This window comes from Sinomonas sp., from assembly GCF_036848755.1.
Taxonomy (GTDB): domain Bacteria; phylum Actinomycetota; class Actinomycetes; order Actinomycetales; family Micrococcaceae; genus Sinomonas.
On record NZ_DAIUJO010000018.1, the window covers coordinates 1 to 25,244 of the forward strand.

Annotated in this window: 20 protein-coding genes; 16 read left to right on the forward strand and 4 right to left on the reverse strand. The window is 68.8% G+C overall.

Going from position 1 to position 25,244, the window contains the following annotated elements; all coding sequences use genetic code 11:
- Positions 1–173: 173 nt before the first annotated feature.
- The 10 genes from V7053_RS04400 to V7053_RS04445 are packed head-to-tail and all read left to right on the forward strand — an operon-like array spanning position 174 to position 11,750.
- Positions 174–1,109 carry a glycosyltransferase family 2 protein gene (locus V7053_RS04400; protein WP_334171087.1) on the forward strand — a complete coding sequence of 312 codons (936 nt, stop codon included), beginning with the start codon at positions 174–176 and terminating at the stop codon, positions 1,107–1,109.
- Positions 1,106–2,116 carry a CgeB family protein gene (locus V7053_RS04405; RefSeq protein ID WP_334171054.1) on the forward strand — a complete coding sequence of 337 codons (1,011 nt, stop codon included), beginning with the start codon at positions 1,106–1,108 and terminating at the stop codon, positions 2,114–2,116. The genes V7053_RS04400 and V7053_RS04405 overlap by 4 nt, the downstream gene beginning before the upstream one ends.
- Positions 2,113–3,264 carry a hypothetical protein gene (locus V7053_RS04410; RefSeq protein ID WP_334171055.1) on the forward strand — a complete coding sequence of 384 codons (1,152 nt, stop codon included), beginning with the start codon at positions 2,113–2,115 and terminating at the stop codon, positions 3,262–3,264. The genes V7053_RS04405 and V7053_RS04410 overlap by 4 nt, the downstream gene beginning before the upstream one ends.
- Positions 3,261–3,971: an acylneuraminate cytidylyltransferase family protein gene (locus tag V7053_RS04415; protein ID WP_334171056.1), complete on the forward strand. Its 711-nt coding sequence runs from the start codon at positions 3,261–3,263 to the stop codon at positions 3,969–3,971. Before V7053_RS04410 ends, V7053_RS04415 begins: the two co-directional genes overlap by 4 nt.
- Entirely contained in the window at positions 3,968–6,208 is a 2,241-nt protein-coding gene (locus V7053_RS04420; protein ID WP_334171057.1) for an N-acetylneuraminate synthase family protein, read from the forward strand. The genes V7053_RS04415 and V7053_RS04420 overlap by 4 nt, the downstream gene beginning before the upstream one ends.
- Positions 6,199–7,338, forward strand: a complete 1,140-nt coding sequence (locus V7053_RS04425; RefSeq protein WP_334171058.1) for a glycosyltransferase family 4 protein — start codon at positions 6,199–6,201, stop codon at positions 7,336–7,338. Before V7053_RS04420 ends, V7053_RS04425 begins: the two co-directional genes overlap by 10 nt.
- Positions 7,335–8,531: an O-antigen ligase family protein gene (locus tag V7053_RS04430; RefSeq protein ID WP_334171059.1), complete on the forward strand. Its 1,197-nt coding sequence runs from the start codon at positions 7,335–7,337 to the stop codon at positions 8,529–8,531. Before V7053_RS04425 ends, V7053_RS04430 begins: the two co-directional genes overlap by 4 nt.
- Positions 8,528–9,592: a glycosyltransferase family 4 protein gene (locus tag V7053_RS04435; RefSeq protein ID WP_334171060.1), complete on the forward strand. Its 1,065-nt coding sequence runs from the start codon at positions 8,528–8,530 to the stop codon at positions 9,590–9,592. Before V7053_RS04430 ends, V7053_RS04435 begins: the two co-directional genes overlap by 4 nt.
- Positions 9,589–10,542, forward strand: coding sequence for a glycosyltransferase family 2 protein (locus tag V7053_RS04440; RefSeq protein ID WP_334171061.1), 954 nt, complete (start codon positions 9,589–9,591; stop codon positions 10,540–10,542). Before V7053_RS04435 ends, V7053_RS04440 begins: the two co-directional genes overlap by 4 nt.
- Before the next feature lie 17 nt (positions 10,543–10,559).
- Positions 10,560–11,750: a glycosyltransferase gene (locus V7053_RS04445; protein WP_334171062.1), complete on the forward strand. Its 1,191-nt coding sequence runs from the start codon at positions 10,560–10,562 to the stop codon at positions 11,748–11,750.
- Here V7053_RS04445 and V7053_RS04450 read toward each other — a convergent pair.
- Together V7053_RS04450 and V7053_RS04455 are read right to left on the reverse strand one after the other, a co-directional pair.
- Positions 11,747–12,637, reverse strand: coding sequence for a nucleotidyltransferase family protein (locus V7053_RS04450; protein ID WP_334171063.1), 891 nt, complete (start codon positions 12,635–12,637; stop codon positions 11,747–11,749). The two genes, V7053_RS04445 and V7053_RS04450, sit on opposite strands and share 4 nt — an antisense overlap.
- A 39-nt stretch (positions 12,638–12,676) precedes the next feature.
- Positions 12,677–13,021, reverse strand: a complete 345-nt coding sequence (locus V7053_RS04455) for a hypothetical protein (RefSeq protein ID WP_334171064.1) — start codon at positions 13,019–13,021, stop codon at positions 12,677–12,679.
- 212 nt (positions 13,022–13,233) lie between these two features.
- Between V7053_RS04455 and glgX (V7053_RS04460) the strand changes: the two genes are divergently transcribed.
- The 4 genes from glgX (V7053_RS04460) to treZ all read left to right on the forward strand — a co-directional run bounded on the left by glgX (V7053_RS04460) (position 13,234) and on the right by treZ (position 22,051).
- Positions 13,234–15,336, forward strand: coding sequence for a glycogen debranching protein GlgX (glgX, locus tag V7053_RS04460; RefSeq protein ID WP_334171065.1), 2,103 nt, complete (start codon positions 13,234–13,236; stop codon positions 15,334–15,336).
- 88 nt (positions 15,337–15,424) lie between these two features.
- On the forward strand, positions 15,425–17,848 hold the full coding sequence (gene glgX / locus V7053_RS04465; protein WP_334171066.1) for a glycogen debranching protein GlgX: 2,424 nt from the start codon (positions 15,425–15,427) through the stop codon (positions 17,846–17,848).
- Position 17,849: 1 nt separating this feature from the next.
- Positions 17,850–20,249, forward strand: a complete 2,400-nt coding sequence (gene treY, locus V7053_RS04470; protein ID WP_334171067.1) for a malto-oligosyltrehalose synthase — start codon at positions 17,850–17,852, stop codon at positions 20,247–20,249.
- The gene (gene treZ / locus V7053_RS04475; RefSeq protein ID WP_334171068.1) at positions 20,249–22,051 is read left to right on the forward strand and encodes a malto-oligosyltrehalose trehalohydrolase; all 1,803 of its coding nucleotides are present in this window, start codon (positions 20,249–20,251) and stop codon (positions 22,049–22,051) included. The genes treY and treZ overlap by 1 nt, the downstream gene beginning before the upstream one ends.
- A 77-nt stretch (positions 22,052–22,128) precedes the next feature.
- Here the strand turns inward: treZ and V7053_RS04480 are convergent, their stop codons facing one another.
- Entirely contained in the window at positions 22,129–22,395 is a 267-nt protein-coding gene (locus tag V7053_RS04480; RefSeq protein WP_334171069.1) for a GlsB/YeaQ/YmgE family stress response membrane protein, read from the reverse strand.
- Positions 22,396–22,529: 134 nt separating this feature from the next.
- Here V7053_RS04480 and V7053_RS04485 point away from each other — a divergent pair, with 134 nt between their 5' ends.
- On the forward strand, positions 22,530–23,546 hold the full coding sequence (locus V7053_RS04485) for an aldo/keto reductase (protein ID WP_334171070.1): 1,017 nt from the start codon (positions 22,530–22,532) through the stop codon (positions 23,544–23,546).
- Between the two features lie 75 nt (positions 23,547–23,621).
- Here V7053_RS04485 and V7053_RS04490 read toward each other — a convergent pair whose 3' ends face one another.
- Positions 23,622–23,870 (reverse strand): PLDc N-terminal domain-containing protein, encoded by a 249-nt coding sequence (locus V7053_RS04490; protein ID WP_334171071.1) that lies wholly within the window; start codon positions 23,868–23,870, stop codon positions 23,622–23,624.
- Between the two features lie 129 nt (positions 23,871–23,999).
- Between V7053_RS04490 and V7053_RS04495 the strand changes: the two genes are divergently transcribed.
- Positions 24,000–25,085: an inositol-3-phosphate synthase gene (locus V7053_RS04495; protein WP_334171072.1), complete on the forward strand. Its 1,086-nt coding sequence runs from the start codon at positions 24,000–24,002 to the stop codon at positions 25,083–25,085.
- The last annotated feature ends 159 nt before the right edge of the window (positions 25,086–25,244 follow it).

Here is a 25,244-nt window from a genome sequence, read left to right on the forward strand (position 1 = left end):
ATCGTCGTGGCGCACCGGCTCTCGACCGTTCGCCACGCAGACAAGATCGTCTTCCTCTCGGCCGGCAGCGTTGCCGCTGAGGGGACCTTCGAGGAAGTACGTGCGCTGAGCCCCGAGTTCTCGGAGCTCGTCTCCTTGGGGCAAGTGTGAAAGAGGCGCTAGCCGTGCGGCAGATGCTTCGGGTGTCCGCGCCGGAGCAGTTCGAGAGGGAGGGCGCCGCCGGGGTCTCAGTGGTGATTCCGCACTACGGCGACCCCGCGCCCACCCTGCGCCTCCTCGACGATCTCCGGGCCCAAGAGCCGACGGCCCCAGTGCGGATCATCGTGAGCGACGACGCCTCGCCCACACCCTTCCCTCCAACTGCGGACGTCGAGGTCGTCCGGCGCGCCGCGAACGGAGGCTTCGGCAGCGCCGTGAATTCGGGGATGGAGATCGTCGGGACCCCGTTTGCGCTAGTGCTCAACAGCGACCTCCGTGTCGGGCCTACCTTCGTGCGGGAGCTGGTCGCTGCCGCGATGCCCTGGCAGCCCGCTCTCGTCGCCCCGCAGCTGCACGATCCCGGCGGGGCCCCGCAGTGGGTCGGGCGCCATTTCCCGACGGTCGTCCATCAGACCATCGAATGGCTTACTCCGCTCGCCCGCTTCCGGCATCTCGCTGCCCTTCACGAGGCCGTCGGTCACAACACTGACTGCGTGGACGGCGCGGTTGTTCCGGTCGACTGGGCTGTCGGCGCCGCTGTGCTGCTGCCGGTCGCGGAGTTTCGCGCCGTCGGCGGGTTCGACGAGCGCTTCTTCATGAACGCGGAGGAGGTCGACCTTCAGCGGCGCCTTCGCTTCCACGGCGTGCCGTCGATCTTCGCCGGCACCGTCAACGCCGTCCACGAGGGCGGCGCCTCCTCCGACCCCGAACTGCGGCGGGCGTGGCTCGTTGCCGGGCGTCGGACCTATGCCCGGAAGTGGGGCGGAGAACGCAGGCTCAGGACTGCCCTTGCAGCAGCCTCGATGGTCAACGCTGGGGCGAACGCCCTCCGCCAGCTCCTAGGACGGGACGTGAGCGCTCTCGGCACCCTCCGTCGGGAACTCGCGTATCTGGAGGGGAGGACCCGATGAGAAGTCTCCGCCTCCTGCTCGTCACCCCGGCATTCCATGGCTACCACCGATCGATCGCGCGAGCCTTTGCGGGTCGGGGCTACGACGTCCTGACCCACTGCTACGACGCGTACGAAACATTCGCTGACAAGCTCCGCAACAAGGCGTGCTTCGAGTTTCCTGCTCGGCTCGGCTTCGATGATCCTGCTCGAGCCGAGGCATGGGCAACTCGACGTGCCCTCGCTGCCCTCAGCACGGCCCAGCCCGACCGCGTCGTGGTGATCAAGGGGGACACCCTCGGTCCCGAGTTCTGGCAGGATCTCGATGCCCGCCGCACTCCCCGCATCCTCTGGCTCTACGACGACCTGCGGCGCCACCGGTACACCGAGACGTTTCTCCGGGCTGTCGGGCCGGTCGTCAGCTACGCCCGAGCTGAGGCTCTGCAGCTCTCCGAGCGAGGTATCGAAGCCACGTTCGTGCCCAACGCTTTCGATCCGGAGCTGGCCCTGCCGTCCGGCCGACGCACAGGGGAGATCGTGTTCGTCGGGGCCCGCTACCCCAATCGCGTTGAGCTGCTCACCCAACTCGGGCAGGCGGGCGTGCCGGTACGCGCGTACGGGCGCGAGTGGTCGCACCACCCTTTCGACCGGCTGCGGACGTGGGAGCTGGCCCGGCCCTCCGTTCCGGCCGAGCGTGACATTCCGCTCGACCGCGCGTACGCCGTCCAAGCAGAGGCCGCGGCCGCGGTGAACATCCACGGACTTCAGGCCGGTTTGGCCATGCGAACGTTCGAGGTGCCCGGAATGGGCGGTCTCCAGCTGGCGGACCGCCAGGACATCGGTGAGTTCTACGACGTGGGCAAGGAGGTCATGGTCTTCGGGTCGCCATCTGAGCTCGTGGACCTGGCGCTGCGGGCAAAGCGGGACCCCGCCTGGTCCGAGCGCCTTCGGGCAGCTGGGCGGCGCCGGACTCTCGCGCAGCACACCTTCGCGCATCGGGTTGCGGAGGTGGATGCGCTGTGGGCGTGACCCAGCAGGGACTCCTCTTCCCTCGCGATCTGGAGGCATGGCACGTGTGGCAGGGGCGCCAGCACCGGCTGCGGCGGATTCGCACGTCGCTCTTCCCGGGGCGCGCGGGCAGCTTCTGGCTCGCGGTCCGAGGAACCGCACCGTCAGTCCTGGTGGGCCTCGACGCCGAGACGCCGACCCAGTTGGCTTCGCTCGTGCGCCCGATCGGGCTGCTCCCGGAGATCAGCGCAGCTGTCCTCATGCCCGCCCGACGTCCGGACCTGCTGCCCCCGGATGGTTGGCGTTGGCTTGAGGTGCCTCCCGCCGGTGCCCCGCGTACTCCGGTCGGCGGCGGACCCGCGGCTCGATTCTCGGGCGCCGATGGAGCTCCAGACGTCCTGGCCGCCGTCCGGGCCGTGGTGACGATCGGTCACTTCCTGCCGGTGGGCGCGATCGTGAACGGTTGGGCGGAGACTCTCGGCGCGATTCGGGTGGTCGTCCAGCACGGGCTGCTCACCCCTCACGCGCCGCCGTTACCGGCGGAATCCCATTTCCTCGCGTTCAGCGATGCGGACGGCGCGTTCGCAGCGGCGCGACGAGGCGACGTCATCTGTTCAACCATCGGGTCCCAGCTCCTCTGGGCGGCTGGGAACGAACCGTCTGTGCCCGCTGATTCCCAACGCCCGGTGTATCTCGGGCAGCTCCACGGCGCCGAGCTTCCGCGTGGCGTCAAGGGGCGGGCGGCTGCCGACTTCTGCCGCGCGACCGGGGCGATGTACCGGCCCCATCCAGCGGAGACCGATATCGCCTCCCGCGCCCAGCATGCCCTCTGGGAGCGCACCGGCATCGTCGTCGACCGTTCGCGGCGGCCTCTGCGCGAGCTGGGACGCCCCGTGATCTCCGCCTTCTCGACGGGGGTGCTCGAGGCGGCGGCGCGAGGTCTTCCGGCTTGGGTCGTCTTCCCGGAAGCCCCCCAGTGGCTCGCCGAGTTCTGGGACCGCTATGGGATGCGCCGTTGGGGCGGACCTCCGACGGCGTCCCCCTCGAGGCCGGAGCGCGAACCTGCGGCCGCCGTCGCCCATCATCTCGCAGGCCTCATCGGACGGAGCCGCCAGCCCCCGTCCGAGATCGAGCAAACCGCACCGCTGCCTCGAAGGGGAAGAAAATGACCATACTCTGCGTGATACCCGCACGGGGCGGGTCGAAGGGCGTCCACCGGAAGAACATCCGCCTCATCGCCGGGAAGCCGCTCCTCGTCTGGACCATAGAACAGGCCCTCCGTGCCCGCCCGAGCCTCGATGTGCTCGTGTCCACGGACGACGAGGAGATTGCTGGGATCGCCCGCGCCGCCGGCGCTGACGTGCCGTTCATCCGCCCGGCGGCCCTGGCGAGGGACGAAACTGCCACCGAGCCGGTCGTGCGTCACGCCATCGCCGTGCGGGCCCTGCAGGGTCGACGTCCGGACGCCGTCATGCTGCTCCAGGCGACATCGCCCGTGCGCTTCCCGGGGACGCTGGACCGCGCGGTCGAACAGTTCGAGACGAGCGGTGCCGACTCACTCGTGGGGGTCGTGCCACAGCCGCCTTTCCTCTGGCTCTCTGGCGAGGAACCCTTCGCGGCCTACGACCCGGCACACCGTCCACGCAGACAGGATCTCGACGAGTCGGGCTACGCATACCGCGAAACCGGTTCTCTCTATCTCACGCGGACCGAAATCTACGAGCAGGGCGGTCACCGCGTCGGGGGCCGGGTGAGCCTCTTCGTGATGGACGAACGCGAAGGCGTCGACGTGGACACCGAATTGGATCTGCTGGTCGCCGAACGGCAGCTCGAGTGGTTCCGCGACGCGCTCGAAGCGAAGGAAGCAGAGCTGTGATCATTGAGCGGAACATCGCGCCCTACATCGTCCTCGCAGAGGCTCCGATCCTGTCTGCTCTCGCGAAGATCACGGCCAACAAGGAACGGATCGCCTTCTGCGTGGACGAGCATGGAGTCCTCCGTGGTTCCCTCTCGGATGGCGACTTCCGCCGTTGGATCGTCGAGAACCCGACCGCCGAGCTGGACGTTCCTGCCATCGTGGTGGCCAACGCCGCCGTGCGGAGTGCCACTGTTGCCACGCCTCTGCGGGACCTCAGTGTCCACATGGGAAAGGAGATCCGCCATCTCCCGCTCGTCGACGAGCGCGGTCGCCTCGTAGCCGTCGCCGTGGATCGCGCGGACGTCCTCACCATCGGGAAACGGGAGATCGGAGCGGGGCAGCCTGCGTTCGTGATCGCCGAAATCGGGAACAACCACAACGGCTCCGTCGACCTGGCCCGTCGCCTCGTAGACCTCGCGGCGGATGCCGGAGCCGACGCCGTGAAGTTCCAGCTCCGGGACCTCGACGCACTGTACCGCCAGGCCGGTGGCTCGAGCGCGGGCGAGGATCTCGGCGCCCAATACACGCTGGACCTCCTCTCGCGGTTCTCGCTCCCCGCCGGCCAGCTGTTCGGCGTCTTCGACCATTGCCGTGACCGGGGCATCGATGTCATGTGCACGCCGTGGGATGGACCGAGCGTCAGAGCCCTCGTGGAATACGGCATCCCGGCGCTCAAGATCGCCTCGGCGGACCTCACGAACCACGGGCTTCTGCGGGACGCCGCGTCCGCGGGGCTCCCCCTCGTGCTGAGCACCGGAATGTCCCGGGAAGACGAGATCCGCGAATCCTCAGCTCTCGTCCGGGGTCTCGGGGCCAGTTTTGCCCTGCTCCACTGCCAGTCCTCGTACCCCGCGCCGTTCAAGGACGTGAACCTCGCGTATATGGACCGGCTCGCCGAGATCGGCCAGTGCATCGTGGGATACTCGGGCCACGAGCGCGGCTTTCACGTTCCGGTGGCTGCCGTGGCCCGCGGGGCCAAGATCATCGAGAAGCACTTCACGCTCGACGTCGCGATGGAGGGCAACGACCACAAGGTCTCGCTCCTCCCGCACGAATTCGCCGAAATGGTCCGCTGGATCCGGGAGGCCGAAGAGTCGATTGGGGAGAGCGTCCCTCGAGAGGTCTCGACGGGGGAGCTCATGAACCGCGTCAACCTCGCGAAATCCCTCGTTGCGGCCAAGCCGCTTCCCGCGGGCCACATCGTGCAGGAGGCGGACGTCGACATCAAGAGTCCTGGGCGTGGGCTCCAGCCGAACGTACTCCCGCGCCTGCTGGGCCGGACCCTCCGACGGGCGGTGGCTCAGGGCGACTTCTTCTACCGCGGCGACCTCAGCGACGTCGTGCCTGCGGGCCGCGACTTCCGGTTCCGGCGGCCATGGGGTCTGCCCGTCCGTTATCACGATCACGCAGACCTTGCCCGCGACTGCACGCCAGACTTCCTCGAGTTCCACTTCTCCTACAAGGACCTCGAAGTCGACGTGGAGTCCGTCTTCGCCACGCCGCTCGACCTGCGCTTCACGACGCATCTGCCCGATCTCTTCGCCGGGGACTTCCTCGTAGACCTTGCATCGCCCGACCGGGACGTCTGGGAGCGTTCGATCGCCGAGGTGCAGCGGACTATCGGGATCACCCGGTCCCTCACCCAGTGGTTCCGGGAGGACGAGCCGATCCTCGTCGTCACGATGGGGGGCTTCACGCGCGACCGCCACGTTCCCGCCGAACGGAGGGCCGGGATGTACGAGCGGATCGTCGACGCCCTGGGCCAACTCGACACGACCGGCGTGCGGCTCGCAGCCCAGACTCTGCCTCCGTACCCGTGGCTCATGGGTGGCCAGCAGTTCCACAACCTGTTCCTCGATCCGCGGGACACCGCCGAGTTCGCCGCATCGACGGGAATCGGGCTCTGCCTCGACGTCTCGCACTCGAAACTCGCCGCGAACCACCTCGGGATCCCGTTCTCCGAAGCGGTCGAGCTCTTGGCCCCCCACACGATCCATCTCCACCTCGTCGACGCGAAGGGGATCGACGGCGAAGGGGTCCAGATCGGGGAGGGGGAGGTCGACTGGGCGGCGCTCGCGGGACAACTCGACCGGCTTGCGCCCCGGGCTGGTTTCATCCCCGAGATCTGGCAGGGCCACGTCAACAGCGGGGAGGGCTTCTGGACGGCGCTCGACAGGCTCGAGCGATGGTTCTGAGCGTCCGACGGCGGGTGGCGCCGTTCCGCGCGCACCGCACCGCCCTCTGGGTCGTGCCGGTCGCCGACCTCGGCGGAGTCGCCCGGCATGTCCTCGACGTCGCGGAGGTGGGCTTGCCCGGCTGGCGGCTCGTGGTCCTGTGCCCCGAGGGTCCTCTCGCCAAGCGGCTGCGGCGCGCGGGCGCGGCCGTGTACGTCGCCGAGTTCGGCCCGTCGGCGGGCCTGCGTTCCTCCATTGCGGCGCTGCGTCGCACGATTCGCGCGCTGCGCCCCGACGTCGTGCACGCGCACCTCGCCTACGCGGACATCGCCGCCGTCCTTGCGACAAGGCGCACCGCGGTGCTGCTCGCGACCACCGAACACGGGATTGCGGCCGACGACGCGGTGTATCACGGTACTGCGTGGCGGGCTTGGGCGATGGCGAAGGTCCACAGGACTCGCCTCGCCGCAACTGACGTCGCCATAGCGGTCTCCCAGGCGACGCGGGCAACCATGCAGGCCAAGTGGTCGGCGGTCCCCGAGATTGCGGTGATACCGAACGGCGTTGACCCGATGCCTCCCGACGCGGTGACCGGCCCGGGGAAGGCCGCGGCGTCGTCCTGCACGAGAGGACGCGCCGCGGACGGAGGGCTGCGGGTCCTCTCGTTGGCCCGACTCTCACGGGAGAAGGGCCTCGACGACCTCCTTCACGCCTTCGTCGAGCTGCGCCGCATGGATCCGCACGCGAAGCTGACGATCGCGGGGGAGGGGCCCGACCGCGCATCCGTTCAGGCGGCCGTCAGGGCCATGGGCCTCACGGAGGCCGTCGACCTCCCCGGCTTTGTCGATCCCGCAGCCGCGATGGCAGAGGCCGACGTCGTGGTTCAGCTCTCGGTGTGGGAGAACTGCTCCTACACTCTGCTCGACGCGATGACGGCGGGCCTCGGCGTCGTGGCGACGCGGGTGGGCGGAAACCCCGAGCTGCTCCCCGATGGGTGCTTCGCCCCTTCCGACGACCCACGGGGAATCGCCGAGGCCATTGTTCGGCAGGCGGACGACGACGAACGCCCCTGCCTGCCTGTCGGCTGGCCGACGCGGCGGGAGATGGCCGCGCGGATCGTCGCCGAGTACGAAAGGGGCGGCGCACGGTGACGTCCTGGGTTGCGCCGGCACCTCGTCTGGGGGTCGGCGGAAGGGGGAGCCCCGGGGCCCGCGCGACCGGGACGACGGCGTTCCTCACCTTCCTGTCTGCGGCTGGCTTCGTGGTCGGCGGCGTTGAGGTGCCGGGCTTGGGCGTTCCTCTGGACTCGGTCGCTACGGGGCTCGCCGTCCTGGTCGGGCTTGGGTCACGGCCGAACGGCGCGGCGCTTCCCCGCTGGATGCCGGTTCTTGCCTTCGCGGGAGTGCTGTGGATCGCGATGGTCTCGGTGGCCCTCGGCCAACCGGACCTCCGGCGTCTGAGCCATCTCGCCATTGACGCGGCGGCGATCGTCGTCGTTGCCGCGGGTCGCCTCGACCGCACGGCCCTCGGACGCGGCCTCGCGTTCGGAATGGTCGTGGGGGTCGCGTGGGGGACGGCCACCTTCAGGGAGAGCACCTACTCCAACCGCCTCACAGGGATCTTCGGCGACCCGAACACGGCAGGACTCATCATCGTCGTGTGCGCCGGCCTGGCTCTCCCGGTGCTGCGCACGGGCTGGAGCAGGCTGCTCGTGGCAGGGACGGCGCTCGTCGGGGTGCTGCTCACGGATTCGCGGACCACGCTTCTCGCCGCGTCCGCCATGGTTGCGTGGCTGCTGCTGAGACGGTTCCGGACGAACCCGTGGTTTGCCTTGGGCCTGCTCGCGGTCGGTGTTCTCTGGGTCAGCAACGCCACCCGTGAAGGACTGGGCGCCGACGCCTTTGCGGGGCGAGCGGGCAGCGATGCCCTGCGGGCACGGATCGACGAGGCGGCGATCGCGGATGTCGAGTCGAGTCCGTGGTTCGGCCATGGCGCGGGGACAGCACGAACCGTCGTGGACGGGCTCTCGTTCTTCTACCACAGCTCGTATCTCTCGGTCCGGACGGAAGGCGGATGGATCGCCTTCGTGCTGGTCGTCGGCCTTCTGGTGGCCACGTTCGCGGTCCTCGCCCGGCTCGGTTCGCGGCGTGTCCCGCTCTACGAGGCAACCCTCATCGGGATCTCGGTGTGTGCGATCAATCTCGGTGAGGTGCTCATGACCGTGTCGTCCGCGGTCGCGATAGGGGTTTCGATGCAGTATGCGGCTATCACCCAATTTCCGCGGGCCGGTTCGACAGCCGGCCCCTCGGCAGAGACCCAGCGGTTCAGGAGGAATGGGACATGACGGACATTGTTCTCGCGGCCAACAACGGTGAGATCGGCGGAGGGGAGGTCATGCTCCTCGCCATCGCTGAGGTCCTCACGGAAATCGGGGCCAATGTGCTCGTGCTCGGTCCGGAACAGCCAGGAGGACTGGTTGCGGCTGCGCGGGAGCGTGGCTTCAGCACGGACGCCCTCCCGTGCCGAGGGCGGGCTGAGTACATGCTCGCGCTCAGGCGCTGGCGGAAGGCGCACCCCGAAGGGGTCCTGTGGTGCAACGGGCTGATCCCGTCCGCGGCGACGGCAGGGATGCCCGAGCGGATTGTGCACCTCCATCAGCTTCCGGCCGGCCCGCAGCAGCTCATCGTTCCGGCCGCTCGCGCCCGCGCACTGGCGACTCTCGTCCCGTCCCAGTTCATGGCCGCGAAAGTGCGCGGCGCCCGGGTCCTCGCGAATTGGTCGCCGGCGCTCGAGCGGGTGCTGGTCCCGCGGGGGAAGGGCCCGGTCCGCCTCGGCTTCCTCGGCCGGCCGTCCGAGGCGAAGGGCATCCCAGTCCTCGCCGACGCCATGGGCCGCCTCCGGCACCGCGCGCCGCTGCGCTACTTCCTCCGCATCGCAGGCGAGCCTCGGTTCGTGGACGCCCGGGAGCGCGTCGTCGTCGAGGGCCGCATCCGGTCCCTCGGGCCGTCGGTGCAGGAGCTTGGCTGGATGGTGACGGACGAGTTCCTGGGCACGATCGACATTCTCGTGGTGCCGTCCGTCTGGGACGAACCGTTCGGCCTCGTGGTGACGGAGGCCATGTCGGCGCGCGTTCCGGTCGTCGTGACCGACGCGGGGGCCCTGCCCGAGATCGTCGGCCACGATCATCCCTGGATTGCCCGCGCGGGCGACGCCCAGTCCCTCGCCGACGTCATCGCCGAGGCGGCCTCCGCGCTTCCGGCGCACGACGTCGTCGAACGCGCCCATGAGCGCTGGGCCGAACTCTTCTCGCCGGAGGTCGGCCGGGCGTCGGTCAGGAGCCTTCTCGCGGCGCTCGGTCTCGCCCCCGAGGAGAGGCGCGTCGAGCAGGCAAAGGGTGCCCCATGACCGGGCCTGCGGCGTCGGTCGTGGTTCCGACCCACGGGGGAGCCAAGCGGTTGCCCGTCCTCCTCGCTGCGCTCGCGGCCCAGGATACGGAGGACTTCGAGGTTGTGCCGGTCGTCGACGGGGACGTCGACGGGAGCGAGGCGGTCCTCCGCGGCTGGACCGACCGGCTGGCCGTCCGTCCCGTCGTCTTCGAGCAGAACCGCGGCCGAGCCGCCGCGCTCAATGCGGGAGCGGCCGCAGCGGCTGGGCACATCCTCATCCGCTGCGACGATGACCTCGAGCCGTGGCCGGACTTCGTGTCGGGGCATGTGGCGCGGCACGCGGGGGAAGCGTCCGGCGTGGTGGGCCTGACTACGAACGCGTTTCCGGACACGCCGTACGCGAGGGCGTATGGACGCCAGGCCAACGCGCGGTCCATTGCCGCTGCGCTCGCGCTCCCCGCCCAGCGGACCTGGCGGCTCTGGTCGGCCAACGTGTCGGTCCCCGCCGACCTGCACGCACGGCTTGGCGGCTACGACGGACGCTACCGCCGCTACGGGTGGGAGGACGTCGACTTCGGCTATCGCCTGCACCGAGCGGGTCTTCCTGTTGTGGTCGCCCCGGAGCTCATGGCGATCCACCATGGCGCGTCGACGACGACGGCGACCCGCGCCGTGCGAGCGCTCCACTCCGGCGCCGCGCGCGAGACGTTCGTCGCCATCCATGGCGCGGCGGCCTTGGAGGAGTTCGACGGCCCCCCGGGTCCGGTTCGGCGCGGCTGGTGGGACCGGCTCGTTCGAGGGACCAGCGCGTTGGCGACCGAACGGACGCTGCGTGCCTACGGGAGGCTCGTCGATGCGGCGGTTCCGCGGCTGCCCCCGGCGATTGCCGAGAAGGCCATCGCTCTCGCCGTCGAATCGGCAGGCAAGGCCGGCGTCAGATACCCGAAACGCGCGCGCGGCACCTTCTAGGGCTACGAGGAAGGGCGATGGAGGCAGCGCGCCCCCGGGGCGTGGGCCACCGCGCGGGCATGATCGACAGATTCCAGGAGGAGATCCGTTTGGGGGACAGCAGGCCTGTCGTGGCGATTGCCCACGACTACCTCACGCAGCGTGGCGGGGCTGAGCGCGTCGTGCTGGCAATGCACCGTGCATTTCCCGAGGCCTCCGTCTACACCACGCTCTACGATCCGGACGGCACGTATCCGGAGTTCCGCGCGGCGCGGATCGTGACGTCGCCCCTCAACCGCCTTCGAACGCTTCGGAGGCATCATCGCGCGGCGCTCCCGTTGCTGGCCCCGGCCGCGAGCGCCCTTTCGGTGCCGGCCGACGTCGTCATCGCTTCGACCAGCGGCTGGGCGCACGGGTTTCGCACGGACGGCCGGGTGCTCGCGTACTGCCATTCGCCAGCCCGCTGGCTGTACCTGGCCGAGCAGTACCTGGGCAGCGCGACGCGTGGGGGCGTGCGGGGAGCCGCACTCGCGGCCCTCAGGCCGCACCTCGTGCGGTGGGACCGACGGGCCGCGTGGGGTGCGGATCGCTATCTCGCGAACTCGACCGTGGTCCGCGCGCGCATCGCTCGGGTCTATGGCGTGGAGGCGGACATTCTGCACCCCCCGCACAGCGTCGATGTGACCGGAACGCAGGATCCGGTGCCCGGCCTCGAGGATTTCGTCGGCGACGGAGGCCATTTCCTGGTCGTGTCGCGACTTCTTCCCTACAAGAACGTCGACGCGGCCGTCGAGGCGTTCCGTGGGCTGGACGAACGGCTGGTGGTGGTCGGAAGGGGCCCGCTCGCTCGGGCCATCGAAGCCGCCCGGCCCTCGAATGTCCGGCTCGCGGGTCTCGTCACGGACGCCCAGATGCGGTGGGCATACGCCTCGGCGAGGGCCCTTGTCGCCCCGTCCCATGAGGACTTCGGGATCACGCCGCTCGAGGCCGCAGCGTGGGGGAAGCCGACGATTGCGCTCCGGGCCGGCGGCTACCTCGACACCATTTCAGAGGGCGTCACCGGATGCTTCATCGAACAGCCGACGGCGGAGGCCATCCGGTCGGCCGTCCTCGCCTTCCGGGACCATCACTGGGACGCGTCCGCTATCCGGCGGCACGTCGGGCAGTTCTCGGAGGCGCGGTTCAGCGAGCGGCTCATCGCCGAGGTCAGAGCGCTCGTGCGAGCCTAGTCGCGGGCGCGGCGGCCCAGCAGCGATCCCACGACGTCGGCCGCTCTCGAGCGAAGCTCCTCAGCGTAGTCGGACGGTCTCGGCTCGCGGAGGAGCTTCATCCGCAGGTGGTCTCGGTTGATCAGCAGGAGCGACCGGACGAGCTTCCAACGCTCGGCGAGGCGCCGTGACGCTCCCCACCGGGCCCGGAAGAGCTCGACGCGCGACCCACCGCGGGAGATCACCTCCCAGACCGCTCGCTCCGGGTGCCCCTGCCACTCCTCCAGACGACCCGTCGCGGCGGCCCAGCTGACGCCAGCCCCGAGCGCGTTTGCGGCGTCCTCGAGCTCCGCCCACGCTTCCGGAGGGAGCGCCCCGCGGACCGACGCGACGTCGGCAGCGCCTCGGTGCGGGTCCCGAGCGGCGTGGAGGACGATCAAGAGGGCCTGGTCCTTGAGGGCGGGAACCCTGCACGGCCATGCCGCAATCGTCGAATGCCGGCGGCCGCTCCAGAGGCGTTCGAAGAAGTCCTCTGGGGCGATGCCGATGCCGGGGAAGCTGCGATGGACGTCTACGTGGCCCCAGTGCCGGCTCCAGAGTGTCATGGCGTGGTGGAACACGGAGCCGCTCCGGAACGTCGTCGTGACCTCCCATCCGTGCGCCACGAGGATGTCGGCGAGCCGGTCGGCCTGTCCGGGCCTTACCAGGACGTCGACGTCGGTACTCGCACGGCCGCGCGCGTAGAGGCCTCGATCGGCAGCGTAGCCCTTGATGTGCAGGAGGTCGATCCCGGCCTCGGCTGAGAGCCACTCGACCAGCGCATGTGCAAGCTGGATGCGGTCGCTCAGCGGCAGATCTGCCAGCGGCGTATCGGGGCGCGAATGCGCCCTTGTCTCGAGTCCCCCCACGCTCCCATCATTCTGGGCGGCGAAGACGATGGCAAACAGCTAGGGGCGTCCGTTGACCGCGGAGATCGAGAGGGAGACCCAGCGGGTGAAGTCCATCACGGTCTGGGTCGTGGCCGGGGCGTCGGTGGTCACCCCCCGGAAGAAGCGCCAGAGGTTGCGGTGCACCCCGGACCCCACCGCATGACCGCGCCCGAACGTTCCGTCCAGGCCGCGCTGATCGCGGTCCCAGTCGATCATCGTGTATTCGACGGCGTTCGATCCGTCGACGGGCCGGCTCAGGATGACGATGCGTTGATCCGGCGAGATGGCGCGCACATTGAAGGGTTTCGGACCAGTGTCACGGAACGTGACCTTGTCCCCAAGCGCGAGGCTTCGGAAGCTCATGGCGACCCCTAACAACTGCATCCCCGCTCGCGTCCGCGCTGAGATCTCGGGCACCAGTGTAAGCGGTTACGCAAACGGAGGTCATAGCTGTTACGGAAGCGTCACCGATATAACGGCGAGGGCTGCGGGAGTCGGCGGCGGGGCGAACTCTCGGTTCACTTGGCTCACTCGGTTCGCGCCGAACTGTCGGGGGCGTGGGATAGTGTCGCTGCATGGAACAGAAGCCCTATGGGGCGCATCTGACCGAAGGGGGAGCGCGCTTTGCGCTGGCGACGGCGCCAGAGGCGGAGCGGGTGGAAGTCTGCCTGATCGGCAGCGGCGGCGAGCAGACGTGCGTGGACTTGGCGCGCCAAGGCGAGGCCGACGGCGCGATCCGCTGGGAGGGCGAGGTCCCCGGGGTCGGCGAAGGCCAGTTCTACGGATATCGAGTGCATGGGCCGTGGCAGCCCGAGCGGGGCCTCCGGTTCAACCCCGCCAAGCTGCTCCTGGACCCTTACACCCTCTCCGCATCCGGGGGCTTCAAGGGGGAGCAGGAGCTGCACAGCTACGTCTTCGGCCAGCCGGGGACCATGGACACCTCGGACTCGCTCGGCCGGGCCATGCTCTCCGTGCTCTGCGACCATGGCGACTACGACTGGGAGGGCGACCGTGCCCCCCGGCGTCCCTACCACGAGACCATCGTCTACGAGGCCCACGTGAAGGGCCTCACCCAGCTTCATCCTGAGGTTCCCGAAGCGCTCCGGGGAACCTTCCGCGGCGCTGCCCATCCCGCCGTCGTCGGCCATCTCGCCTCGCTGGGCGTCACCGCCGTCGAGCTGATGCCCGTACACCAGTTCATCGAGGATCCCATCCTCGTCGAGAAGGGCCTTTCGAACTACTGGGGCTACAACAGCATCTGCTTCTTCGCGCCGCACAACGCGTACTCGTCCAGTGGGCAGCACGGCCAGCAGATCGCGGAGTTCAAGGACCTCGTGAAGGCCTATCACCGGGCCGGGATCGAGGTGATCCTCGACGTCGTCTACAACCACACGGCTGAGGGGAACCACCTGGGGCCCACGCTCTCGTTCCGAGGCATCGACAACGCCGCCTACTACCACCTCGTGCAGGGCGACGAATTCCACTACATGGACTACACGGGCACGGGAAACACGCTCAATGTCGGCCACCCCCTGACGCTCCGTCTCGTCGTGGACTCGCTGCGGTACTGGGTCACCGAGATGCACGTCGACGGATTCCGGTTCGACCTCGCGGCGTCACTCGCGCGGGAAGCCAGCGAAGTCGACATGGTCTCGCCGTTCTTCGCCCTCGTCGCCTCGGACCCGGTCCTCTCGCGGGCCAAGCTCATCGCCGAACCGTGGGACGTCGGGCCCGGCGGCTACCAGGTCGGCAACTTCCCGCCCCAATGGGTCGAGTGGAATGGCAAGTTCCGCGATTGCGTCCGCGACTTCTGGCGGGGCGAGCCCGGGAAGCTCCGGGAGCTCGCGACACGGCTCTCCGGCTCGGCCGACCTGTATGAGGAAGAGGGGCGAAGGCCCTCCGCCTCCGTGAACTTCGTGACCATCCACGACGGCTTCACGCTCCGCGACCTCGTCTCGTACAACGCGAAGCACAACGAGGCCAACGGCGAGGACAATCGCGACGGGACCGACGACAACCGCTCGTGGAACTGCGGTGTCGAGGGCCCCAGCGACGACCCGCATGTCCTCGAACTCCGCGCGCGCCAGCAGCGAAACCTGCTCCTGGCGCTCATGCTGGCCCAAGGGGTCCCCATGCTCTCCCACGGAGACGAGCTCGGGCGTACGCAGGGCGGGAACAACAACGCCTACTGCCAGGACAACGAGACGACGTGGATCGACTGGGAGCACGCCGACGGCGAGCTGGTCGACTTCGTGCGGCGCCTCGTCCGACTGCGGCAAGAGCATCCCGTCTTCCGCCGCCGCAGCTTCTTCGACGGGACGCCCGTGGCGCCGGCGGAGGGAGATCCGCTTCCCGACATCGTCTGGCTCGACGCCGACGGAACCACCATGGGCAGCGACGACTGGGACGAGGACTGGGCCAAGTCCCTTGCGTTCTTCCTCAACGGCAATGCGGTTCCCGGGGCGAACGGTGCCCCTCGGGACTCGGACGTGCTCGTGATCCTGAACGCCGCGGACAACGACGTCGACTACCTGATTCCCGCCGGCCACTTTCCCGACAAGTGGACGACCGTCCTCACAACGTGTAGTTCCGGGCTAGTGGGGGAACGGACTGGTGCGGGGGAGCGCTTCGTGGTGCCCGCCCGCAGCGCTGTCGTGCTCGAAGCCATCGCAGAGTGAATGGCGGAAGATCGCAGCGTTGTCACCGCGCATCGCTATGATGCGAGGCACCGGGTCCTGTGTGACCCACCACAGATAGAGGAGCTACATGGAGATCTGGCCCGGCACCCCCTACCCGTTGGGCGCGACATTCGACGGAACGGGGACGAACTTTGCCCTGTTCAGCGAGGCCGCCAGCAAGGTCGAGCTGTGCCTCTTCGATGCGGAGCGGAACGAGACGCGGGTCGAGCTCGCCGAGGTGGACGGCTTCGTGTGGCACTGCTACCTCCCGGACGTCCAGCCGGGCCAGCTCTACGGCTACCGCGTGCACGGCGAGTACGACCCGAGCAAGGGGCTGCGCTGCAATCCCAACAAGCTCCTCCTCGACCCCTACGCCAAGGCAGTGCATGGGCAGCCCGAGTGGTCGCAGCCGCTGTTCTCCTACAACTTCGGTGATCCGTCGAGCCGCAATGACGAGGACTCGGCGCCGCACATGATGCTCGGCGTCGTGACCAACCCGTTCTTCGACTGGGGTGCCGACGCTCAGCTGCGCATCCCGTACCACGACACCGTGATCTACGAAGCCCACGTCAAGGGCCTCACCGAGCTGCATCCTGAGGTTCCGGAGAACCAGCGGGGAACGTACGCGGGCGTGGCGCACCCCGCCGTCGTCGCCCACCTGAAGAAGCTCGGGGTGACTGCCCTCGAGCTCATGCCCGTGCACCAGTTCGTCGACGACAGCACGCTGCAGGAGAAGGGCCTGCACAACTACTGGGGCTACAACACGATCGGCTTCTTCGCCCCCCATGCCGGCTACAGTTCCGCGGGCGACCTTGGCTCGCAGGTGCAGGAGTTCAAGGCGATGGTCCGCGCCATGCACGAGGCGGACATCGAGGTGATCCTGGACGTCGTGTACAACCACACGGCCGAGGGCAATCACATGGGGCCCACGCTGTCCCTCAAGGGCATCGACAACGCGCGGTACTACCGCCTCGTCGAAGACGACCCGCAGTACTACATGGACTACACCGGTACGGGCAATTCGCTCAACGCCCGCCAGCCCCACTCCCTCCAGCTGCTCATGGACTCGCTCCGCTACTGGGTCACCGAGATGCACGTCGACGGCTTCCGCTTCGACCTCGCCTCGACCCTCGCGCGCGAGTTCTACGACGTCGACCGCCTCTCGAGCTTCTTCGAACTCATCCAACAGGACCCGGTCGTCTCACAGGTGAAGCTCATCGCCGAGCCCTGGGACGTGGGGCCCGGCGGCTATCAGGTGGGCAACTTCCCGCCGCAATGGACCGAGTGGAACGGCAAGTACCGGGACACGGTGCGCGACTTCTGGCGCGGCGAGCCTGCGACGCTGGGCGAGTTCGCTTCGCGTCTCACCGGATCCGCCGATCTGTACGAGCGGGACGGGCGCCGTCCCGTTGCGTCGATCAACTTCGTCACGGCCCACGACGGTTTCACCCTGCGCGACCTCGTCTCCTACAACGAGAAGCACAACGAGGCCAACGGCGAGGACAACAACGACGGCGAGTCCCACAACCGCTCGTGGAACTGCGGCGCCGAGGGCCCCACGAAGGACGAGAAGGTCCTCGAACTGCGCGCCCGCCAGCAGCGGAACTTCCTCGCGACAATGTTCCTCTCGCAGGGCGTTCCCATGATCTGCCATGGCGACGAGCTCGGGCGCACGCAGCACGGCAACAACAACGCGTACTGCCAGGACTCCGAACTGACGTGGATCAACTGGGAGGCTATGGACCGGCCGCTCGTCGAGTTCACAGCTGCGGTTGCGCGCCTGCGTGCGGAGCACCCCACGTTCCGGCGCAGCAAGTTCTTTCTCGGGAAGCCCGTCCGACTGGAAGAAGGCGACAGGCTCCCGGATATCGTGTGGCTCCGGCCAGACGGCGAGACCATGGTGCCCGAGGACTGGGATACCGCATTCGGCCGTTCGGTGGCCGTCTTCCTCAACGGCAACGGGATCAACGGCGTGGACCGACGCGGGCAGGCGATTACGGATGCCCATTTCCTGCTGTACTTCAACGCGCACGACGGCGAGGTGACCTTCCGCATCCCGTCCGGGAAGTACGCCCCCGGGTGGGACGTGCTCATTGATACGTCAGGAGCGCTTCCGCACGGCAAGGAAGTGCTCGCGGGGACCGAGATCGGAATCGCGGCCAAGAGCCTCGCCGTACTGCGCGCCCACGAGCCTGCCGCCGCCGAGACCGACCACTCCGTTGCGGCCTCCCTCGCAGCGCTCGCGGAGAGCGAGGGGCGGGCCCCCGAGCAGGCTGAGCCCGTACCGGCGGAGCCTGAGACGCCGGTCGAGGAGGCGGCGCAGCCCGAGGAGGAGGCGTCGCAGCCCGAGGAGGCGGCTCCGGCGGAGGAGGCGGCGCAGCCCGAGGAGGCGGCTCCGGTCGAGGACGCAGCGCAGCCCGAGGAGCCTGCCGAGCAGGCGGCTCCCGAAGCACCGCAGCGCCCCTCGAGGGCGAGACGATCCAACACCAGCCCGCGGAGGGGCAAAGACTGAAATGCGTTACCCGTCGTCAACCTATCGCCTCCAGATCCGCCCCGGCTTCACGCTCGACGACGCTGCACGCCTCGTGCCGTACCTCCGGCGGCTTGGGGTGGGCTGGGTCTACCTTTCGCCCATCCTCACTGCGGTCCGAGGGTCCGAACACGGCTATGACGTCGCCGACCCGACGCGGGTCGACCCTGAGCGGGGAGGGGAGAGCGGGCTCGAACGGCTCGCCGCCGCGGCGCACGAGGCTGGGATGGGCATCCTGGTGGACATCGTTCCGAACCACCTCGGCGTCGATGTGCCGGAGCAGAACCCCTGGTGGTGGTCGCTGCTGCGCGAGGGCCGGAACTCCCGGTTCGCCGAGGCGTTCGACGTCGATTGGTCGGCGGGGGAGGGGAAGATCCTCCTCCCGCTCCTCGGCTCGGAATCGGACCTCGACGGGCTCCGGGTTGAGGGCGACCGCCTGTACCTCGGCGAGATGGCTCTCCCTGTCGCGGAGGGCAGCGTGCGGGACGGCGACACGCCCAGGGACGTTGCGGGACGTCAGCATTACGAACTCATCCCGTGGCGCGACGGCGAGACGCGGCTCAACTACCGCCGGTTCTTCACCGTCACGAGCCTTGCGGGCGTCCGGGTCGAGGTGCCGTGGGTGTTCCACGCCGCCCACGCCGAGGTGCGCCGCTGGTTCGACGAGGGTCTGGCTGACGGGCTGCGGATCGATCACCCCGACGGTCTCGCGGACCCCATCGAGTATCTCGGGCGGCTGCGTGAGCTCACCCGGAATTCGTACACAGTCATCGAGAAGATCCTCGAGGCGGACGAGCGGCTCCCGTCCGAATTCCCCTGCGAAGGCACCACGGGCTACGACGCACTCGGCGTCATCGACCGCCTCTTCGTGGACCCCGCCGGCGAGACGCGGCTCAACAAGCTCGAGGCAACCCTCCGCCGTCGTACGCCGGACACGGCAGCGGCACCGTCAGGGGCAGCCGGCAACGGCTACGACGTCGGCACCCAGGCGCGAATCGCCAAGCGGATGATCACCGCTGGTCCGCTTCGCGCCGAGATCCTCCGGCTTGCGCGTCTCGTGCCGGCGGCCGCCGAGGCGCGCGGCCTCGCCGAGGGCGGAGCACTGCCTCGCTCGCTCGCGTCGCCCGACGACGTCGCTGACGCCATCGCCGAGGTCGCCGTCGCCTTCCCGGTCTACCGCACCTATCTCCCGCACGTCCCGGGGGAGGCGGACCTCGTGCGCGAGGCGTGCAAAGAGGCTGCCGCGGAGCGTCCCGAACTCGCCGAGACCCTTGCAGCCCTCGAATCGCTCCTCACCGATCCTGCCACGGAGCTCTGCGTCCGGTTCCAGCAGACCACGGGCATGATCATGGCGAAGGGGGTTGAGGACACCGCGTTCTACCGGCTCTCACGGCTCGGAACGCTGACCGAGGTCGGGACCGATCCTGGCCGCTTCTCCGTGAGCCTCGATGAGTTCCACGCGCGGATGAGCGAGAGGGAGTCATCGATCCCGCACTCCATGACGGCCCTGACCACCCACGACACGAAGCGCAGCGAAGACGCCCGAGCACGCATCTCCGTCCTGTCCGAGTTGGCGGACGAGTGGTCCGAGCTTCTCCCGCGCCTCCTCGAACGCGCCGACCTTCCCGACGGTTCGCTCGCCAATCTCGTCTGGCAGGCCATCGTCGGCGCGTGGCCCGCAGACGCCGAACGGCTGACTGGGTACGCGCTGAAGGCCGCCCGCGAGGGCGCCGTGCACACCACGTGGACCGACCCGAACGGCGAGTTCGAGGGACAGCTGGAGGCGCTCGTCCGATCGGCGGTGTCCGATGCCGCAACCCGGAGCCTCGTCGAGGATTTCGTCGCGAGGATCGAACCGTACGGGGCCTCCAACGGACTCTCGGCCAAGCTCGTCCAGCTCGCGGGGCCCGGCGTGCCCGACGTCTACCAGGGCACCGAGTTCTGGGACCGCTCCCTCACAGACCCCGACAATCGCCGCCCCGTGGACTTCGAGGGCCGGGACGCAGCCCTCGCGGCACTCGACGAGGGCGCCCCGGTTCCGGCGCCGACGGCTCAGGAAGCGAAACTCCTCGTCGTCTCCCGGACCCTCCGACTGCGCCGGGAGCGCCCGGAGCTCTTCGAGGGGTACGTCCCGCTCGAGGCGACCGGCCCGGCGTCGGAGCACGCCGTGGGATTCCGGCGGGGAGCGCGGGGCGCCGTCGTGCTCGCAACCCGGCTTCCCGCCGGGCTCGAGCGCCGCGGTGGGTGGGGGGACACGTCCGTCGTGCTCCCATGGCCCGCTCGCAACGTGTTCACTGACGCCGTCCACGAGGCGGGCCGTCTGCCGCTTGCCGAGGCGCTCGGCGAGCTGCCTGTCGCCCTGCTCGTCCCGGAGGAGAACTGATGACCGAACAGGAGCAAGGCCTCTCCCGCACGTCCCACGAGCAAGGCGACGTGTGGGCGCCGGCAGCGAAGGAGGTCGAGCTCGTCCTCGGCGCCGAACGGCTCGGCCTCGTCGAGCAGGACGGGGGGTGGCGGACCGTGCCGGAGGCCGAGCGTGCCCGCGTCCGCTCGGCATTGGCGCAGGGCGAGCGGTACGGCTTCCTCGTCGACGGCGAGGGACCGTTCCCGGATCCGCGCTCGCTGCGGCAGCCGGATGGCGTCCACGAGCTCTCGGCAGGCTTCGATCCCTCGGCGCATCCGTGGGCCGACGAGGGCTGGGCGGGCCGCGAGCTCGCGGGGTCGGTTGTCTACGAGCTGCACATCGGCACCTTCACGTCGGAAGGGACGCTCGACGCGGCAGCGGAGCGTCTCCCGTACCTCGCCGACCTCGGCATCGGATTCGTCGAGCTGCTGCCCGTCAACGCGTTCAACGGGCCGCACAATTGGGGCTATGACGGGGTCCTCTGGTCAGCCGTCCATGAGGGTTACGGCGGCCCCGCCGCGTACGAACGCTTCGTCGATGCGGCCCATGCCCACGGGATCGGCGTCATCCAGGACGTTGTCTACAACCACCTGGGACCGAGCGGGAACTATCTCCCTAAGTTCGGCCCGTACCTGCTCGAGGGCGGTGGGACCGTGTGGGGCGACGCGGTCAACCTCGACGGCCCGAAATCGGACGAGGTGCGCGCATTCATCCTCGACAACGCCCGGCTCTGGCTCGAGGACTACCGGGTGGACGGGCTGCGCCTCGACGCCGTGCACGCGTTCGTCGACCGGCGGGCGGTCCATCTGCTCGAGGACCTCGCCGTGCTCGCGCACGACGTCGAGCAGCGGACGGGTCGCGTCAAGGTGCTGATCGCGGAATCCGATCTCAACGACCCCCGCATCATCTCGCCACGGGACCACGGCGGCTTCGGGGTGCACGGCCAGTGGAGCGACGACTACCACCACGCCGTGCACGTCGCCCTCACGGGTGAGGCCGAGGGGTACTACTCCGATTTCGCTGATCCCGAGGCGCTGGCGAAAGTCCTCCGCGGTGGCTTCTACCACGACGGCACATATTCGAGCTTCCGCGAACGCTGCCACGGCAGGGAGATCGACGCCGAACTGGTAGCCCCCACCCAGCTGGTCGTGTGCAGCCAGAATCATGATCAGGTGGGCAACCGGGCCGCCGGAGACCGACCGAGTGCGATGCTGGGCTACGATCGCCTCGCTGTCGCGGCCACCCTCGTGCTCGCCTCGCCGTTCACCCCGATGCTCTTCATGGGAGAGGAGTACGGCGCCCGCACCCCATGGCAGTTCTTCACGTCTCATCCTGAGCCGGAGCTGGCCCGCGCGACCGCCGAGGGCAGGCTCAAGGAGTTCGAGAAGATGGGCTGGGATCCGTCCCTCGTTCCCGACCCGCAGGACCCCGAGACACGGCGCCGCTCGATTCTTGATTGGAGCGAGGCGGAGACGGACGACGGCGCACGCCTCCTGGCGCTGTACCGGCGCCTCATCGCGGTGCGGCAGGAGCTTCCCGGCCTGTGGAGGGGGCGCTTCGATGAGACCGAGGTGGTGACTGGCACAGACAGCGGAGCGAGATGGATCGCGTGGACCCGTCCGGGAGCGTCGGTTGCGGCCAACCTCGGCCCAGGGCCGGCCGAGCTGCGCGTCCCAGGTGCCGCAGGGCGACGAGTTGTCGTCACGACGCATGAGGCGATCCGCGTCGACGGTGCCGTCATCGCGTTCCCGGGTCCGGGCGCCGTCGTCCTCGGGGACTAGGCGAGGCCAACTGCTCGCAACGCAGAAACGCCCCGTCCGGCGCTGCCGGACGGGGCGTTCGTTGCTCGTGAGGGCTTCTAGGCCCTGCGGCGGTGCATGATGGCGCCCCAGATGAGGAGGACGATGATGGATCCCACGATGGCGGTGATCCACGTGCGAATCTCGAAGAAGGTGCCGATCGTGTTGAAGCCGAAGATCAGGCCGCCGATCAAGCCTCCCAGCCAAGCGCCGACGACGCCCAGGATGAGAGTCGCAATCCAGCCGCCGCCCTGCTTTCCGGGGAGGATGGCCTTTGCGATGGCCCCGGCGATCAGGCCGAGGATCAGAAATCCGATGAACCCCACGTTATTCTCCTTTGCTGGTGCGCGTTCGGTAGAGAACTACGTATTCCCCGCTGATGCAGTTGTTCTAACACGCGAGCACGTGCCCGTCACGGTTGTCGCAGAGACGATGCCGAATCTTTATAGGATGGTGGGCTGTGACGTACATCGCAGATTCCATCCGTTATGAATCCATGCAGTACAACCGGGTTGGCCGCAGCGGCCTCAAGCTGCCGGCCATCTCACTCGGCCTCTGGCACAACTTCGGCGACGACAAGAACTTCGAGGAACAGCGCGCGATCCTCCGGCGGGCCTTCGACCTCGGAGTCACGCATTTTGACCTGGCCAACAACTATGGGCCGCCGCCGGGGAGCGCGGAGTCAAACTTCGCCCGCCACCTGCGCGAGGACTTCCGCCCGTACCGGGACGAGTTGATCATCTCGACCAAGGCCGGCTATTTCATGTGGGACGGGCCCTACGGCGAGTGGGGATCTCGGAAATACCTGATCTCAAGCCTTGACCAATCGCTCAAGCGCATGGGCGTCGAGTATGTCGACATCTTCTACAGCCACCGTCCCGACCCGGACACGCCGCTCGAGGAGACCATGGGGGCGCTCGACTATGCGGTGCGCTCGGGCCGGGCGCTGTACGCGGGGATCTCGTCCTACTCGCCCCAGCAGACGCTCGAGGCCGCCCAGATCCTGCGTGATCTCGGCACGCCGCTGCTGATCCACCAGCCGAGGTACTCGATGGCCGACCGCTGGACCGAGCAGGGCAGCCCGAATCTCTATCAAGCACTGGACGAGGTCGGCGCTGGATCGATCGTCTTCTCGCCCCTGGCCCAGGGCCTCCTGACGAATCGCTACCTTCATGGCATCCCCGAAGATTCGCGCGCGGCGAAGGAGCACTTCCTCAAGTCCTCGGCCATTACAGAGGACAAGGTCGAGATGGTCCGCGCCCTGGACGCCATCGCCCGCGAACGCGGCCAGACGCTCGCCCAGATGGCGATCGCGTGGGTCCTGCGGCCGCAGCCCTCCGGGGCCTCCCCGGTGACGTCGGCCCTCATCGGAGCCTCGTCCGTGGGGCAGCTCGAGGATTCGCTCGGCGCGCTCGCAGCGCCCGAGTTCCTTGACGAGGAGCTCGCGGAGATCGACCGCGTTCTCGCGGGCCACTGACCAACCGGCAGGCCCGCAGGCGGGACCCCGCACCTCGTGGGTTGCGGGGTCCCGTCGCGTCGGGGGGCGTTCGCGTCAGTGGTGCTTCAAGGTGAGGCTGGCGGGGCGTCGCCCGAACAGGAAGTAGGCGATTGGCCCGAAGGTGTTGATGAAGGTCGCCGCGAACCACGCGGCCTTCCGTCCGTTGATCTGTGCGGCGGGACGGCGGGCGAGATCCCGCCAGGCGAGCAGTTTGAGGCCTAGCTCGATCGTTGCGGCGCTGACGACCCAGAACCTCCTCCGCCCGCTCATGGTCTTCCATTTCCTCTGGGCGCGGCGTGCCATAGACCCTCCTGTGAAATGCTGTGTTTCGAGTCTAGGTCCGGTTGGTCGGAAAGGCGTTGGGTAGGATGACTTTGCTCTCCGGCGTCGGACGCATCCTTCGCCGGTGCCAGTTAATCTGCAAGGAGAACCGTGTCTGAGAACCCGATCCGTGTGGCCATCGTCGGCGTGGGCAACTGCGCCGCCTCCCTCGTCCAGGGAGTGCACTACTACCGCGACGCGGACCCGGGGGAGACCGTCCCCGGTCTCATGCACGTCCAGTTCGGGCCGTATCACGTGAGCGACCTCGAGTTCGTTGCCGCGTTCGACGTCGATGGCAAGAAGGTCGGCATCGACCTGGCCGAAGCGATCGGCGCGAGCGAGAACAACACGATCAAGATCGCCGACGTGCCGCCGACCGGTGTCACCGTCCAGCGCGGCCACACCCTCGACGGCCTCGGCAAGTACTACCGCGAGACCATTGAGGAGTCCGACGCCGAACCCGTCGACGTCGTTGCCGCGCTGCGCGAGGCCAAGGTCGACGTGCTCGTGTGCTACCTCCCGGTCGGCTCCGACCAGGCCGCCAAGTTCTACGCCCAGTGCGCCATCGACGCCCACGTCGCGTTCGTCAACGCCCTCCCCGTGTTCATCGCAGGCACCCCCGAGTGGGCGCAGAAGTTCACCGAAGCGGGCGTGCCGATCGTCGGTGACGACATCAAGAGCCAGATCGGCGCCACCATCACCCACCGTGTACTCGCGAAGCTCTTCGAGGACCGCGGCGTGACCGTGGACCGGACGTACCAGCTCAACGTCGGCGGCAACATGGACTTCAAGAACATGCTCGAGCGCGAGCGGCTCCAGTCCAAGAAGATCTCCAAGACGCAGGCCGTGACGTCGAACGTCCAGGCCGAGCTGGCGGCGCGTGACGTGCACATCGGCCCGAGCGATTACGTCGAGTGGCTCGACGACCGCAAGTGGGCGTTCGTGCGGCTCGAGGGCCGCAACTTCGGGGACGCCCCGGTCTCGCTCGAGTACAAGCTCGAGGTGTGGGACTCGCCGAACTCTGCGGGCGTGATCATCGACGCCGTCCGTGCTGCGAAGATCGGCCTCGACCGCGGCATCGGCGGCCCGCTCGTCTCGCCGTCCGCGTACTTCATGAAGTCCCCACCCGAGCAGCGTGCCGACGACGTCGCCCGCGCCCAGGTCGAGGCGTTCATCCGCGGCGACGTGGAACGCTAGGCGAGACGGGCGCACTCAGCGAGCGCCGTCGTCGTGCGCAGAAGGCCCCGGTTCCTCAGGATGCGGGGCCTTCTGCGTCGCCGCCAGGGGGCCTGACCCTCCCCCCCTATCTGGCAGCTACATGGGCGGCCGCTTCCCCGGATGAAGTCAAGGGCCGGC

Excerpts from the sequence above, each read along its gene's own strand:
- V7053_RS04400 (WP_334171087.1), top strand. The coding sequence starts at position 174 with ATGCTTCGGGTGTCCGCGCCGGAGCAGTTCGAGAGGGAGGGCGCCGCC.
- V7053_RS04405 (WP_334171054.1), top strand. The coding sequence starts at position 1,106 with ATGAGAAGTCTCCGCCTCCTGCTCGTCACCCCGGCATTCCATGGCTAC.
- V7053_RS04415 (WP_334171056.1), top strand. The coding sequence starts at position 3,261 with ATGACCATACTCTGCGTGATACCCGCACGGGGCGGGTCGAAGGGCGTC.
- V7053_RS04425 (WP_334171058.1), top strand. The coding sequence starts at position 6,199 with ATGGTTCTGAGCGTCCGACGGCGGGTGGCGCCGTTCCGCGCGCACCGC.
- V7053_RS04435 (WP_334171060.1), top strand. The coding sequence starts at position 8,528 with ATGACGGACATTGTTCTCGCGGCCAACAACGGTGAGATCGGCGGAGGG.
- V7053_RS04440 (WP_334171061.1), top strand. The coding sequence starts at position 9,589 with ATGACCGGGCCTGCGGCGTCGGTCGTGGTTCCGACCCACGGGGGAGCC.
- V7053_RS04445 (WP_334171062.1), top strand. The coding sequence starts at position 10,560 with ATGGAGGCAGCGCGCCCCCGGGGCGTGGGCCACCGCGCGGGCATGATC.
- V7053_RS04455 (WP_334171064.1), bottom strand. The coding sequence starts at position 13,021 with ATGAGCTTCCGAAGCCTCGCGCTTGGGGACAAGGTCACGTTCCGTGAC.
- glgX (WP_334171065.1), top strand. The coding sequence starts at position 13,234 with ATGGAACAGAAGCCCTATGGGGCGCATCTGACCGAAGGGGGAGCGCGC.
- glgX (WP_334171066.1), top strand. The coding sequence starts at position 15,425 with ATGGAGATCTGGCCCGGCACCCCCTACCCGTTGGGCGCGACATTCGAC.
- treY (WP_334171067.1), top strand. The coding sequence starts at position 17,850 with ATGCGTTACCCGTCGTCAACCTATCGCCTCCAGATCCGCCCCGGCTTC.
- treZ (WP_334171068.1), top strand. The coding sequence starts at position 20,249 with ATGACCGAACAGGAGCAAGGCCTCTCCCGCACGTCCCACGAGCAAGGC.
- V7053_RS04490 (WP_334171071.1), bottom strand. The coding sequence starts at position 23,870 with ATGGCACGCCGCGCCCAGAGGAAATGGAAGACCATGAGCGGGCGGAGG.